Genomic DNA, 13,881 nt, shown 5'->3' on the forward strand with positions numbered 1-13,881 from the left:
GAACTGCACAGTGGACGCGAGCATCTGTGGCCAAGTTTTTAAGGGCGCACGGTGGATGCCTTGGTACCAGGAACCGATGAAGGACGTGGGAGGCCGCGATAGGCCCCGGGGAGCTGTCAACCGAGCTGTGATCCGGGGGTGTCCGAATGGGGAAACCCGGCAGTCGTCATGGGCTGTCACCCGCTGCTGAACACATAGGCAGTGTGGAGGGAACGCGGGGAAGTGAAACATCTCAGTACCCGCAGGAAGAGAAAACAATTGTGATTCCGGGAGTAGTGGCGAGCGAAACCGGATGAGGCCAAACCATGTGCGTGTGATACCCGGCAGGGGTTGCGCATGTGGGGTTGTGGGAGTTTTCTTGATCGGTCTGCCGGCCGGTCGGCGAGTCAGAAACCGTATGGGTAGGCGAAGGACATGCGAAAGGTCCGGCGTAGAGGGTAAGACCCCCGTAGCTGAAATCTGTACGGCTCGTTTGAGAATCACCCAAGTAGCACGGGGCCCGTGAAATCCCGTGTGAATCTGGCGGGACCACCCGTTAAGCCTAAATATTCCCTGGTGACCGATAGCGGATAGTACCGTGAGGGAATGGTGAAAAGTACCGCGGGAGCGGAGTGAAATAGTACCTGAAACCGTGTGCCTACAAGCCGTGGGAGCGTCGCACAGGGACTTGTTCCTTGTGTCGTGACTGCGTGCCTTTTGAAGAATGAGCCTGCGAGTTTGCGGTATGTTGCGAGGTTAACCCGTGTGGGGGAGCCGTAGCGAAAGCGAGTCCTAAGAGGGCGTTGAGTAGCGTGCCCAAGACCCGAAGCGGAGTGATCTAGCCATGGGCAGGCTGAAGCGCGGGTAAGACCGTGTGGAGGGCCGAACCCACCAGGGTTGAAAACCTGGGGGATGACCTGTGGTTAGGGGTGAAAGGCCAATCAAACTCCGTGATAGCTGGTTCTCCCCGAAATGCATTTAGGTGCAGCGTCGTGTGTTTCTTGCCGGAGGTAGAGCACTGGATAGGCGATGGGCCCTACCGGGTTACTGACCTTAGCCAAACTCCGAATGCCGGTAAGTGAGAGCGCGGCAGTGAGACTGTGGGGGATAAGCTCCATGGTCGAGAGGGAAACAGCCCAGAGCATCGACTAAGGCCCCTAAGCGTGTGCTAAGTGGGAAAGGATGTGGAGTCGCAGAGACAACCAGGAGGTTGGCTTAGAAGCAGCCATCCTTGAAAGAGTGCGTAATAGCTCACTGGTCAAGTGATTCCGCGCCGACAATGTAGCGGGGCTCAAGTACACCGCCGAAGTCGTGTCATTCATACAGGAGCCCTAACGGGTGTGTGGATGGGTAGGGGAGCGTCGTGTGCCGGGTGAAGCAGCCGTGGAAGCGAGTTGTGGACGGTTCGCGAGTGAGAATGCAGGCATGAGTAGCGATACAAGAGTGGGAAACTCTTGCGCCGATTGACTAAGGGTTCCTGGGTCAAGCTGATCTGCCCAGGGTAAGTCGGGACCTAAGGCGAGGCCGACAGGCGTAGTCGATGGATAACCGGTTGATATTCCGGTACCCGCTATGAAGCGTCAGCGCTGAGGCTGGTGATGCTAAGCCCGTGAAGCCGCCGTGGATCCTTCGGGTGAAGCGGAGTGGTGGAGCCGGTGAACCGAGCCAGTAGTAGGTGAGTGATGGGGTGACGCAGGAAGGTAGTCCATCCCGGGCGGTGGTTGTCCCGGGGTAAGGGTGTAGGTCGTGTGGTAGGTAAATCCGCTGCACATTTATGGCTGAGACCTGATGCCGAGCCGATTGTGGTGAAGTGGATGATCCTATGCTGTCGAGAAAAGCCTCTAGCGAGTTTTGTGGCGGCCCGTACCCTAAACCGACTCAGGTGGTCAGGTAGAGAATACCGAGGCGTTCGGGTGAACTATGGTTAAGGAACTCGGCAAAATGCCCCCGTAACTTCGGGAGAAGGGGGGCCATTTCTGGTGATGAGTTTTGCGCTCTGAGCTGGGGGTGGCCGCAGAGACCAGCGAGAAGCGACTGTTTACTAAAAACACAGGTCCGTGCGAAGCCGTAAGGCGATGTATACGGACTGACGCCTGCCCGGTGCTGGAACGTTAAGGGGACCGGTTAGTCAATCTTCGGGTTGGCGAAGCTGAGAACTTAAGCGCCAGTAAACGGCGGTGGTAACTATAACCATCCTAAGGTAGCGAAATTCCTTGTCGGGTAAGTTCCGACCTGCACGAATGGCGTAACGACTTCTCGACTGTCTCAACCATAGGCCCGGTGAAATTGCATTACGAGTAAAGATGCTCGTTTCGCGCAGCAGGACGGAAAGACCCCGGGACCTTTACTATAGCTTGATATTGGTGTTCGGTTCGGCTTGTGTAGGATAGGTGGGAGACTGTGATCTCTGGACGCCAGTTCAGGGGGAGTCATTGTTGAAATACCACTCTGGTCGTGCTGGATGTCTAACCTGGGTCCGTGATCCGGATCAGGGACAGTGTCTGGTGGGTAGTTTAACTGGGGCGGTTGCCTCCTAAAGGGTAACGGAGGCGCCCAAAGGTTCCCTCAGCCTGGTTGGTAATCAGGTGTTGAGTGTAAGTGCACAAGGGAGCTTGACTGTGAGACTGACGGGTCGAGCAGGTACGAAAGTAGGGACTAGTGATCCGGCGGTGGCTTGTGGAAGCGCCGTCGCTCAACGGATAAAAGGTACCCCGGGGATAACAGGCTGATCTTCCCCAAGAGTCCATATCGACGGGATGGTTTGGCACCTCGATGTCGGCTCGTCGCATCCTGGGGCTGGAGTCGGTCCCAAGGGTTGGGCTGTTCGCCCATTAAAGCGGTACGCGAGCTGGGTTTAGAACGTCGTGAGACAGTTCGGTCCCTATCCGCTGTGCGCGTAGGAGTCTTGAGAAGGGCTGTCCCTAGTACGAGAGGACCGGGACGGACGAACCTCTGGTGTGCCAGTTGTTCTGCCAAGGGCATGGCTGGTTGGCTACGTTCGGGAGGGATAACCGCTGAAAGCATCTAAGCGGGAAGCCTGCTTCGAGATGAGGGCTCCCACCCACTTGATGGGTTAAGGCTCCCAGTAGATGACTGGGTTGATAGGCCAGATATGGAAGCATCGTAAGGTGTGGAGTTGACTGGTACTAATAGGCCGAGGGCTTGTCCTCAGTTGCTCGCGTCCACTGTGTTGGTTCTGAAGTAATGAACTCGCCGTTGCCGGCTGGAGTTGTTATTTTCATAGTGTTTCGGTGGTTATTGCGTTAGGGAAACGCCCGGTTACATTTCGAACCCGGAAGCTAAGCCTTTCAGCGCCGATGGTACTGCAGGGGGGACCCTGTGGGAGAGTAGGACGCCGCCGAACTATTTTTGGGCTCCGGTTCCTGAATCCTTTGTGGTTCAGGAACCGGAGCTTTTTTGCGTTCGCGGACAGAAGCGGCTCGGTACGCTCGGTGGCATGCGCTATGATCTGATCATTTTCGATAACGATGGTGTCCTGGTGGACAGCGAACCGATCTCCAATCGGATCCTCGCGGACTACCTCACTGAGTTGGGCCACCCGACCACGTACGAGGATTCGATCCGTGACTACATGGGCTCCGCGATGCACCGGATCCACGAAATCGTCATGGAGCGGTCGGGCCAGCGGTTGCCGGACGACTTTGACGACGGCTTCCATGCCCGGGTTTTCGAGGCGTTCCACCGGCAACTGGAGCCGGTGCCGGGTGTGGTCGGGGTGCTGGAGAAGCTGGCCGGGGACGCAGTGCCGTATTGCGTCGCTTCGTCGGGGACCCATGAGCGGATCCGGGTGGCGCTGAGTAAGACCGGGCTGTTGGAGAAGTTCGGGTTGGAGAAATTCGGGGCGGAAGGCGTCCATGGCGGAGGGGATAATCGCATCTTCTCGTCGCAGGATGTGGGGCGTGGGAAGCCGGCGCCGGATCTGTTTCTGCATGCGGCGGAACAGATGGGGGTGTCGCCCGAGCGGTGTGCTGTTGTTGAGGACAGCCCGCTTGGTGTGCAGGGTGCACTGGACGCGGGGATGGATGTCTATGGGTTCACGGCGATGACACCGGCGGCGAAGCTGGCCGGGGCCGTCGCGCACTTCTCCGACATGACGGAACTGCCGCAGCTGCTGGCGTGATTGGTGGGTGGGCGTCGTGGGTACCTCGCCGGTCCGGGCGGGTCCGGGCTGGCATCTGTCGTTGGCGGTCTCCGGCGGTACGCATGGTCCATCGCGGGGCAATGCTCGTCCCGATGGCCCTGGTGCTGGTGATGCTCCTGTATGCCCGTTCGTTCGGCCGCCGTAGGCCGGATACGGTGACGACCATGAGCGGCCGCGCACAACTGATGTGGGACGAGGCAGTAACGGGCTATGACTTCGGGCCCGGTCATCCGATGGATCCGGTCCGCCTCGCGCTGACCATGCGTCTGGTGGAGGCGTACGGGCTCGACCGCGGGCCCCTGGAAGTGGTCGCGGCCAAGCCGGCCGGCGATTCCACGCTGCGGTTGGTGCACCGCGAGGACTACATCGGGGCGGTCCGTGCCGCTTCGGCGGACCCGGACTCGGCGGACACCTCGTACGGTCTGGGCACAGCGGATGATCCGGCGTTTTCGGGTATGCATGAGGCATCGGCGCTGATCGCCGGGCAGTCGGTCGGGGCGGCCGAGGCTGTCTGGCGCGGGGACGCGCAGCATGCGGTGAACTTCACCGGCGGGCTGCATCACGCGATGCCGGGCGGCGCGTCCGGATTCTGCATCTACAACGACGCTTCGCTGGCGATCGCCCGGCTGCTGGAGCTGGGCGCCGAGCGGGTCGCGTATGTGGATGTGGATGTGCACCACGGCGATGGGGTGCAGGCGGCGTTCTGGGAGGACCCACGGGTCCTGACGATCTCGCTGCACGAGCATCCGCGTACGCTCTTCCCGCAGACCGGATGGCCGGAGGAGAGCGGCGGCGACGGCGCGGAGGGCAGCGTGGCGAATGTGGCGCTGCCGGCCGGGACCGCTGACGAGGGGTGGCTGCGGGCGTTCCACGCGGTGGTGCCGGAGCTGCTCGGGGCGTTCCGGCCGCAGGTGGTCGTGACGCAGCACGGTGCGGACACCCACTTCGAGGACCCGCTCGCGCATCTGGCGGTGAGCGTCGACGCGCAGCGGATGGTGGCCGAGTCCTGTCACGATCTGGCGCATGAGCACGCGGACGGGCGGTGGGTGGCGCTCGGTGGCGGCGGCTATGCGGTGGTGGATGTGGTGCCGCGCAGCTGGACGCATCTGACGGCGATCGCGGCGGGTCGGCCCATCGATCCGACGACGATGGTGCCGGAGGCGTGGCGGCACGAAGTGTTCCGCAGGACCCGGCAGTTGGGGCCGCAGCGGATGACCGATGGGCGTACCCCGACCTGGCGGGATTTCGCCGATGGCGGCTACGACCCGGCCGACCGGCTGGACCAGGCGGTACTGGCCACCCGCCGGGCGGTGTTTCCGGCGCATGGGCTGTTGCCGTAGGGGACGCGGTTGGGGCGAGGGGTATTTCCCGCCTGTCGCCACGTCAGCGAAAGGACGCTGCTCAGTGTGACGTGCTCAGTGTGGACACCCCCCCAGGATGGCGATGACCACCTACGGAGCTGCTCCTACGGCACCGCCCGCATGGCACAGGCAGCACGACACCGCCCCGCATGGCACAGCCAACACGGCGCGGGCTCAGCAGGCACCGCCCGGTACGACGTAGCTCATACGGCACCGCCTGCACGGGCCATGGACCACGCACCTTTGCGCCTTTCAGCACAGCATCCCTCAGCACACCACTCCCCAGCTCACCCCCACCCCAGATATCCCACCCCAGACGCCCCACCTCAGAAACGCACCGCCCGGGCATGCTCACCCCCACACCCCCTGCCCCAGATGTGTGACTACCCATCGGTTAGGGCATCCGGTACCCGGCCAACGGGTCAGCATGATCAGCGTGTTGAGCACCAGGGCGCTGCGGGCGCACCTGATCGAGGCGCGGCTCGCGGGGACTATCGCGACCATGCGGGAGAAGAGCCTGGGGCGGTACCGGCTCTTCGCGGCGCGGGATCCCCGGGTGTTGCTGGGGCTGGATCCCGAACGGGACTGGCCGGTCGGGGAAGTTCTGCGACTGATGGGACAGGAGTGTGGGGTTTCGGCCGATCCGGCGCACACCTTCGGCCCTGATGTGATCGATCCTGACCGTACAATCGCGGCGTTGGACCGGTTTGCCGACCGGGTCGGTGAGGCGGCGGGCCGGCGCGTGCCGGTGCTGCTGGGGACCGGTCATCCGCACCGGCTGCTGGACTTCTACGCCACGCTCGCAGACGTGCTCACGTCGGCGGGCTGCTCCGTGCTCACCCCCGCGTATGGCGACCGTATCGACATAGCGACCCGGTTCGGGGTACGTACGTACGGCCTTGACTACGTACGGGGAGTCGCGCTGATGCGCGAAACCGGCGTGCGGGGCGCGTCCGGCCTGGGGGGCGTGCACACCCATTCGCCGCTCCCGGTGCGGACGGCTCTGGCCGCCGCGGCGGACTCCGCGGGGCCGCTGCCGGAGCTGGTGATCGGGGACCACGGTTGGGTCTGCGGAGCAGGTCAGCTCGGCATCGAGGCGATCGGGCTGGCGGATACGGACGACCCCGCGCTGTTCGTCGGGCAGGCGGAGGGGCGGGTGTCCGTGGTGGTGCCGCTCGACGACGCCGTCCAGGCCGTTTACTACCGGCCGCTGACACGCTATGTACTCAATCGGGCGAGTCTGTCATGGTAGGCGGCCTTCGCTGCTCCTCTTCCCCACTCGCATCACCCGCCCCTAAATTGGGGAGTGAGCGCATAGCGACGAAGAGTCACCGGAGGGGAAGCCGGTGCCCGTCTTATGCGGAAGGTGCAGGTGTGTCCATGGCTGGAGAACAGCGGCCTCTGAACGAGGTTGTGTTTCTGACGGTGGCGGAAGTTGCCACGGTGATGCGAGTGTCGAAGATGACCGTGTACCGCCTGGTGCACAGTGGTCATCTGCCCGCGATCCGCGTGGGGAGGTCCTTCCGGGTTCCGGAGCAGGCGGTTCACGACTATCTCCGTGAGTCCTATGTGGGGGTGGAATCGGCCTGAAGGTCCCGTACGGACCCTCGGATTACGCCATACGCCCGGCGACGGGTAGGCTGGCCCGATGTAGGTAGTGTGGGCTCGGACGCCCCGCACCGAGTGAATCGAAGTGAGCGAGGGTAGTCGTGGGCTCTGTTATCAAGAAGCGGCGTAAGCGGATGGCCAAGAAGAAGCACCGCAAGCTGCTCAAGCGCACCCGTGTTCAGCGTCGTAACAAGAAGTAGTGAGAAGTAAGCGACGCTGATCGCGAATTCGCGGCCTCCCATCACCTTGGTGTGGTGGGGGGCCGCGGTGCGTTGTGGGCCGTATGGACGGTGCTGAGGCGGAAATGCGGCTCAGTGCATCGTGCGGTCATCACAGTGCAACACCGACCCGATAGCGTGAACCGCACAGCTCGGCTCAGGCGATGGCCGAAGGCGGGAAGGAAGGGCTGATCTTGGGCAAGGTCGTGCTCGTCACGGGAGCCGCGCGGCAACTGGGGGGCCGGTTCGTACGTCGGATCCAGCGCGATCCCGACGTCGACCGGGTGATCGGGGTCGACGCCGTGCCACCGGAGCACCATCTGGGCGGCGCCGAATTCCTCAAGGCCGATATCCGGCATCCGGCGATCGCCAGGGTCCTGGCCGAGACGGGCGTCGACACCGTCGTCCATATGGACATCAACGGCACGCCCCTGGGCAGCCGTGGCGGGCGGGCTGCGGTGAAGGAAACCAATGTCATCGGGACCATGCAGCTCCTCGGCGCCTGCCAGAAGGCCCCGCGGGTGCAGCGCCTGGTCGTCAAGTCCAGTGCCAGCGTCTACGGCTCCGCGCCGCGTGACCCGGCCGTCTTCACCGAGACCACCCCGCCGAAGTCGCTGCCCAGCGGCGGCTTCGCCAAGGACGTCGTCGAGGTCGAGGGGTATGTCCGGGGCTTCGCCCGCCGGCGGCCCGATGTGGCCGTGTGCGTACTGCGCTTCGCCAACATCCTCGGGCCGTGCGCGGATTCGCCGCTCGCCGAGTACTTCTCGCTGCCCGTGCTGCCGACGGTTTTCGGCTACGACCCGCGGCTGCAGTTCGTGCACGAGGACGACGCCATCGAGGTGCTGCGGATCGCCGCTTCCGCGCCGCGCCGGGGCACGCTCAACAGCGGCACGTTCAATATCGCCGGGGACGGCGTCCTGCTGCTGTCGCAGACCTCCCGGCGGCTGGGGCGGCCCACGCTGCCGCTGTTCCTGCCGACGGTCACCTGGGCCGGCTCGGCGCTGCGGTCCGTCGGCATCACGGACTTCTCGCCGGAACAGATCCGGATGCTCACGCACGGCCGGGTCGTCCAGACGACACAGATGCGCGAGACGCTGGGGTTCCATCCGCAGTACACGACGGCGGAGACCTTCGCGGAATTCGCCCGCAGCCGTGGACCGGGGCTGTTGCCGCCCGAGTCCCTCGCCCGCACCGTCGACCGGCTCGCCGGCGTGCTGTCCGCACGTTCCGGCCAGACCCAGTGAGGAGTTCACCCACGATGGCGGACGCCAAGGTCATTCCCTTCGGTGAGGAGCCGCGGGCCCGCAGAAAGGCCAGACGGGACGGGCGCGCGGGGCGTGGTCCGGCGCTGGCGCCCGTACCGGAGGCGCGGAGCGGGGCCATGGAGGCGTCGCCGGCCGGGCGGCCGGACGCCGGACGGTCCCTGGAGGAGCGGATCGCGGGCGGACTGAGCTTTCTGCGGCGGCGGATCACCGGCGAGTACGAGGTCGATGACTTCGGCTACGACGAGGAGCTCACCGACCAGGTCCTGATGTCGCTGCTGCGGCCGTTCTACGACAAATACTTCCGGGTCGAGGTCAAGGGCGTCGAGAACATCCCCGCCAAAGGCGGCGCGCTGATCGTCGCCAACCATTCGGGGACGCTGCCGCTCGACGGGTTGATGCTGCAGGTCGCGGTGCACGACAACCATCCGGCCGAGCGCCATCTGCGGCTGCTGGCGGCTGATTTGGTGTTCGTGCTGCCGGTGATAAACGAACTGGCGCGCAAGGCGGGGCACACCCTCGCCTGTGCTGAGGACGCCCAGCGGCTGCTGGAGCGCGGTGAGGTCGTCGGGGTGATGCCGGAGGGCTTCAAGGGCATCGGCAAGCCCTTCGCGGACCGCTACAAGCTGCAGCGGTTCGGGCGGGGCGGGTTCGTCTCGACGGCTCTGCGGGCCGGTGTGCCGATCGTGCCGTGTTCGATCGTGGGCGCGGAGGAGATCTACCCGATGATCGGGAACGCCAAGACCCTGGCGCGGGTGCTGGGGCTGCCGTACTTCCCGATCACGCCGACCTTTCCGTGGCTCGGTCCGCTGGGGGCGCTGCCGCTGCCGACGAAGTGGACGATCCAGTTCGGCGAGCCGATCTCCACGGACGGCTATCCGCCGGAGGCCGCCGACGATCCGATGCTGATGTTCAACTTGACGGACCAGGTGCGGGAAACGATTCAGCACACCCTCTACAAGCTGCTCGTACAGCGACGCTCGGTGTTCTTCTGAGGGAAGGACCGGAAGAACACCGAGCGCGCCGTCATGGGGACTGCTGGATATCGCGTACGTCTGCTTCGAATAGCACCTTCGATACGGATGGTTCGCTGTGGCTACTTCGGTCTGGCGATTTTCGTCTGACCGTTTCGTATGGCCACGTCGGAACGGCTGTTTCCCTATGGCGTTTCGGTAGGACTATCTCGCGGAATCCTGGCCGTCGTCGATGCCCAGGTCGGGCAGGAGCCCGGGGAGCAGCGGCGGGAGGGTGACCTCCGTGTCCCCGGGCGCGTCGTGGCCGCCCTGGCCGCCGTCGTGCGGCAGCGGGCTGCCGTCCCTGGGCGGATCCAGCAGGCCGCCTGTATTGCCGCCGAGGAGGCCGTCCTCCTGCGCCGGTGAGGGCGACGGGCGGGGGCCCTGCGAGCCACGGCGGTGTTTGCCGGAGGGCTTGTCCTCGCCGGACGGGGCCGGACGCTCGCGGTCACCGGACCCGGACGCGGCGGGTGGGCCCTGCTGCTGCTTCTTGCCGCCCGCGGCCGGCGGCAGCAGCGGGCGGAGCGGATCGACCTCGTCGTCTATGGCCTGGAAGACCGACGTCACGTCCTCCTGGACGTCTTTGAGCTGTACCGGGAGGCGTTCGCGCAGCTTCTTCCAGGTGCGGTGATGTGACGTGGTGAAGGAGTGCAGCGCTTGGATGTGGCCGAGCGAACCGTCGCGTGCGTAGGCGGCGGACAGCAGACGGTGTCCCTCCCCGGCGTCGTGCCGGACGCCGGAGAGCGCCTTGCGGACCTCGCCGAGAGACTCGTGGTCGAGGTCGGCGACCCGCCCGCGCTCCATCAGGCGCCGTGCCTCCGCCATGCGGGTGGCGGCCTGGTCGAGATAGAGCTGCCCGCGGTCGGAGTCGTCGCCGGCCAGGCCGAGCCAGAGGTCCTCCATGCTGCGTTTGAGGCCGTACAGGGAGTCGCCGGGGAGTGCGTCGGAGCTGGCCGCCGCGACGCCGCTGAACGCGCCGGCGGCGACGCCGACCGTCAGCCCGCCCGCGGCCAGTCCCTTGGAGAGGCGGGAGCGCGGACGCAGTCGGCCGAGCGACTTCGCCGCGCGGTGCGCGCCCTTCGATGTGCGTTGCTCGGGCACCCTGGCACCGTCCGACGGGGCGCCTTCGGCGAAGGCGGCCTCCATCGCGGCGATGAGCTGGGCACGCTGGACCGTCTTGACCTCGGTGGTCATCTCCGGCTTCGGGAGCTCCCCGAGACCGTCGGCGACCGCCAACAGCCGTGCCTCTTCCGGCGCTTGCGCCGGACTGTCGACCCTGTCCTCGGCCGCCGCGCCCTTGAGGACCTGCTCCTCCAGGGCCTGGGCGAAGGCGTTGGCCCGCCGGTGCACCGAGACATTCGCGATCACGGGCGGCACCTCCTCTCGTCATCCCGCTCGACTCCCCGGACTGGCTTTGACCATCCGGACGGAACCGGACGGCTGCACGCCGTTGTTCGTGACCACCCGATCGAGTGAGGGGCGACCGGCACGGCGTGACCGCATGGAGCCTGCATCCCGCACAACGAGCGGCGCGGCACTCGGGTTACGCACTCACGATGATCTGACCGACCGGGCATGGGTGATCACCAAGCGTAAGCGGAGCGGGCGGAAAAGAGGTGCATGGGCGGTGGGGGCGGGTGGGCGGGGTCAGCGGGCGTCGTCCGGCAAGAGCCGTGCGAGGGTGCGGACGGCCCGGTACTGGAGGGTCTTGATGGCGCCCTCGTTCTTGCCCATGACGCGAGCGGTCTCGGCGACCGAGAGGCCCTGCAGGAAGCGCAGGGTCACGCACTCCTGCTGCTGGGGGTTGAGCTTGCGTACCGCCTCCAACAGGGCGGCGTTGGAGAGCGATTCGAGGACCGAGTCCTCGGGGCTGCGCTCGACCTCGTTGGCGTCGAGCATTTCGCCGGTGGTGACTTCGAGGCGGAAGCGCGAGGACTTGAAGTGGTCGGCGACGAGGTTGCGGGCGATGGTTACCAGCCAGGCGCCGAAGTCACGGCCCTGCCAGGTGAAGGTGCCGATACGGCGCAGGGCGCGCAGGAAGGTCTCGCTGGTGAGGTCTTCGGCCGTGGCCCGGCCGCCCACGCGGTAGTAGATATAGCGGTAGACGGTGTCGGCGTACTGGTCGTAGAGACGGCCGAAGGCTTCGGCCTCGCCGGCCTGGGCCCGTTCGACCAGGTCCATCATGCGGCGGCTGTCGCTGTCGGCGGGGCGACGGGCGGTGGTCGTGCCGGCGCCGGAACGGCGGGTGCGGCCGGCGGCCTTGCTGACCGCGGTCCCCCCGTCGGCCAGGGCGTAGCAGGGGCCGGCGGGGACGGCAGAGGCGAATGCGGGGACGGCGTACGCGGTGGGGACGAAACTGCGCAGGTGGTCGACGAGTGTCGTACGCAGCGTAGCCAGGCCCGAGGCGTCAACCCCGACGTGTGGGTACACGGGACTCCCAGAGGCAGAGCTTCCATCACGTGCATTGCGGGACCATTCACTCGTCGTAGGGACGTGTGGGTTCCGGATTGCGTCTGAGGAGAATAACGCTTCGTATAGGCAGCGCTACACCCAGTTGCTCAAATCATCGATTACTTACGGTCTGTGCCGGGTTGATGGCAGATCAAGTATCGAACATTGAGCAACTTTTGATCGGAAGGAAGCGCAATCTGCCTGGTTGGAGGGCGTGTTGTGGTTGAGCGCAAGCAATGGGACTGACGGGAGAGCGGTGGGGGTAGATAGCGCAGTTGGCTTGCCGCGACGCCGGATGATCAGTCCTGGTCAGCGGCGGCGGCGCTGGAGCGCGACGGCGGCCGCCGCGCCGCCCGCGACGGCACCCACACCGGCGGCCGCCGGGATGCCGATCTTGACGGCCTTCCGGCCCGTTCGGTAATCGCGCAGCCGCCAGCCGTGCTCCCGGGCGTGCTTGCGCAGCCGGCTGTCGGGGTTGATCGCGTACGGATGCCCGACGAGCGAGAGCATCGGGATGTCGTTGGCGGAGTCGCTGTAGGCGGCGCAGCGCGACAGCACCAGGCCCTCGGCGGCGGCGAGGGCGCGCACCGCCTCGGCCTTGGCCGGGCCGTGCAGCGGTTCGCCCACCAACCTGCCGGTGTAGATGCCGCCCACGGATTCCGCGACGGTGCCCAGCGCGCCGGTCAGGCCGAGCCGGCGGGCGATGATCGTCGCGGTTTCGACGGGGGCGGCGGTCACCAGCCAGACCTTTTGGCCGGCGTCGAGATGGGCCTGGGCGAGGGCGCGGGTGCCGGGCCAGACGCGTTCGGCCATGTACTCGTCGTAGATCTCCTCGCCGATGGACATCAACTCGGAGACGCGGTGGCCCTGGACGATGGAGAGCGCGCTGTTGCGGACGTCGGCCATGTGCTCGGGGTTCTCCGAGCCGGCGAGCCGGAAGTAGATCTGCTGCCAGGCGAAGCGGGCCAGATCGCGCTTGTGGAAGAAGTGTCTTTTGTAGAGGCCGCGGCCGAAGTGGAAGAGGGCGGCGCCCTGCATGACGGTGTTGTCGAGGTCGAAGAAGGCGGCGGCCGACGCGTCCCCGACGACCGGGAACTCGGGCTCCTCCGCGGCCTCCTCGGCCTCCGGCGGCAGCTCCTGGGAGGTCTTGCGGGCGGCCTCGGCCGCGGCCTCGCCGGCCAGCACACTCCGTGCGGTGGCGGGGCGTCGGTGGCGGGTGAACCATCCCGTGGGGAAGTGCATCCCGGAGGGGCGCCTGCCGGGGCGCGGGTCGGGCGGCGCGGGGAGAGGTGCGTCGGACTGACCATCGCTCGGGTGGTGGTCGGGCGACGCGGGCGTCCCGGAGGTGGTCTTGCCGGGGCGGGAGTGGGGCGGCGCGAAGGGGTGCGTCCCGAAGGGACTCCTGCCGGGGCGGCGGTCGGGCGACGGGAGGGGCATATGGCCAGCGTAGCCAGTTTGTTCGGTGGTTCCGGTTACGGGCGCGTGTCAGGCAGGCCGAGGGTGCCCGACGGTTGCGTTACAGCCATCCCGGCGGCCCGTCCGTGGCGCTCAGGCGCCCAGTGCCGTACGCAGCCGCTTGGGGTCCACCCGCCAGAAGTCGTGCTGGGCGCCGTCCACGAGGACGACCGGAATCTGCTCCCAGTACTTGCGGTGCAGCTCGGGGTCCTCGGTGATGTCCTTCTTCTCCCAGGACGCGCCGGTCTCGGCACACACCTTCTCGATCACGGCCTGGGCGTCGTCGCACAGATGGCAGCCCGGCTTCCCGATGAGGGTGACCATGCGCTCGGCGGGGTTCTTGCGGGCGGTGCGGCGGAACAAGGGGGCCAT

General features: G+C 66.0%; 11 protein-coding genes, 2 rRNA genes and 1 pseudogene. 10 read left to right on the forward strand and 4 right to left on the reverse strand.

All coding sequences use genetic code 11. From position 1 onward, the window contains the following. Positions 1-28: 28 nt before the first annotated feature. The 10 genes and pseudogenes from K9S39_RS24260 (at position 29) to K9S39_RS24305 (ending at position 9,585) form a co-directional block, all read left to right on the forward strand. A 23S ribosomal RNA gene (locus tag K9S39_RS24260) occupies positions 29-3,149 on the forward strand. Positions 3,150-3,226: 77 nt separating this feature from the next. Continuing rightward, a 5S ribosomal RNA gene (rrf, locus tag K9S39_RS24265) occupies positions 3,227-3,343 on the forward strand. 93 nt (positions 3,344-3,436) lie between these two features. Further along, positions 3,437-4,120, forward strand: coding sequence for an HAD family hydrolase (locus K9S39_RS24270; RefSeq protein ID WP_248865443.1), 684 nt, complete (start codon positions 3,437-3,439; stop codon positions 4,118-4,120). Between the two features lie 89 nt (positions 4,121-4,209). Continuing rightward, positions 4,210-4,355 (forward strand): annotated as a pseudogene (locus K9S39_RS24275) (MFS transporter); the annotation flags it as partial. Continuing rightward, positions 4,306-5,481 (forward strand): acetoin utilization protein AcuC, encoded by a 1,176-nt coding sequence (locus tag K9S39_RS24280; protein ID WP_248865444.1) that lies wholly within the window; start codon positions 4,306-4,308, stop codon positions 5,479-5,481. The pseudogene K9S39_RS24275 and the gene K9S39_RS24280, both read left to right, overlap by 50 nt. A gap of 457 nt (positions 5,482-5,938) precedes the next feature. Continuing rightward, a complete protein-coding gene (locus tag K9S39_RS24285; protein WP_248865445.1) occupies positions 5,939-6,754 on the forward strand; it encodes a phosphatase in 816 nt (271 codons plus the stop codon). 128 nt (positions 6,755-6,882) lie between these two features. Beyond that, the gene (locus tag K9S39_RS24290; protein WP_248865446.1) at positions 6,883-7,092 is read left to right on the forward strand and encodes a helix-turn-helix domain-containing protein; all 210 of its coding nucleotides are present in this window, start codon (positions 6,883-6,885) and stop codon (positions 7,090-7,092) included. A gap of 119 nt (positions 7,093-7,211) precedes the next feature. Next, the gene (locus tag K9S39_RS24295) at positions 7,212-7,310 is read left to right on the forward strand and encodes a 30S ribosomal protein bS22 (RefSeq protein ID WP_003948845.1); all 99 of its coding nucleotides are present in this window, start codon (positions 7,212-7,214) and stop codon (positions 7,308-7,310) included. A 212-nt stretch (positions 7,311-7,522) separates the two neighbouring features. Then, entirely contained in the window at positions 7,523-8,572 is a 1,050-nt protein-coding gene (locus K9S39_RS24300) for an NAD-dependent epimerase/dehydratase family protein (protein ID WP_248868937.1), read from the forward strand. A 14-nt stretch (positions 8,573-8,586) separates the two neighbouring features. Further along, entirely contained in the window at positions 8,587-9,585 is a 999-nt protein-coding gene (locus K9S39_RS24305) for a lysophospholipid acyltransferase family protein (RefSeq protein WP_248865447.1), read from the forward strand. A 183-nt stretch (positions 9,586-9,768) separates the two neighbouring features. Here K9S39_RS24305 and K9S39_RS24310 read toward each other — a convergent pair whose 3' ends face one another. The 4 genes from K9S39_RS24310 to K9S39_RS24325 form a co-directional block, all read right to left on the reverse strand. After that, entirely contained in the window at positions 9,769-10,971 is a 1,203-nt protein-coding gene (locus K9S39_RS24310; protein WP_248865448.1) for a DUF5667 domain-containing protein, read from the reverse strand. 279 nt (positions 10,972-11,250) lie between these two features. After that, entirely contained in the window at positions 11,251-12,033 is a 783-nt protein-coding gene (locus K9S39_RS24315) for an ECF subfamily RNA polymerase sigma factor, BldN family (protein WP_248865449.1), read from the reverse strand. Positions 12,034-12,363: 330 nt separating this feature from the next. Then, the gene (locus tag K9S39_RS24320) at positions 12,364-13,296 is read right to left on the reverse strand and encodes an HAD family hydrolase (RefSeq protein ID WP_248868938.1); all 933 of its coding nucleotides are present in this window, start codon (positions 13,294-13,296) and stop codon (positions 12,364-12,366) included. 306 nt (positions 13,297-13,602) lie between these two features. Further along, positions 13,603-13,881, reverse strand: a complete 279-nt coding sequence (locus K9S39_RS24325) for a glutaredoxin family protein (protein ID WP_248865450.1) — start codon at positions 13,879-13,881, stop codon at positions 13,603-13,605.

Origin of the sequence: Streptomyces halobius, from assembly GCF_023277745.1 — a bacterium.
GTDB lineage: Bacteria > Actinomycetota > Actinomycetes > Streptomycetales > Streptomycetaceae > Streptomyces > Streptomyces halobius.

What these genes read in the sequence shown, in the direction of transcription:
- K9S39_RS24270 (WP_248865443.1), top strand. Translation starts at nt 3,437, where the DNA reads ATGCGCTATGATCTGATCATTTTCGATAACGATGGTGTCCTGGTGGAC.
- K9S39_RS24280 (WP_248865444.1), top strand. Translation starts at nt 4,306, where the DNA reads ATGAGCGGCCGCGCACAACTGATGTGGGACGAGGCAGTAACGGGCTAT.
- K9S39_RS24290 (WP_248865446.1), top strand. Translation starts at nt 6,883, where the DNA reads ATGGCTGGAGAACAGCGGCCTCTGAACGAGGTTGTGTTTCTGACGGTG.
- K9S39_RS24305 (WP_248865447.1), top strand. Translation starts at nt 8,587, where the DNA reads ATGGCGGACGCCAAGGTCATTCCCTTCGGTGAGGAGCCGCGGGCCCGC.
- K9S39_RS24320 (WP_248868938.1), bottom strand. Translation starts at nt 13,296, where the DNA reads ATGCACTTCCCCACGGGATGGTTCACCCGCCACCGACGCCCCGCCACC.
- K9S39_RS24325 (WP_248865450.1), bottom strand. Translation starts at nt 13,881, where the DNA reads ATGGCCCCCTTGTTCCGCCGCACCGCCCGCAAGAACCCCGCCGAGCGC.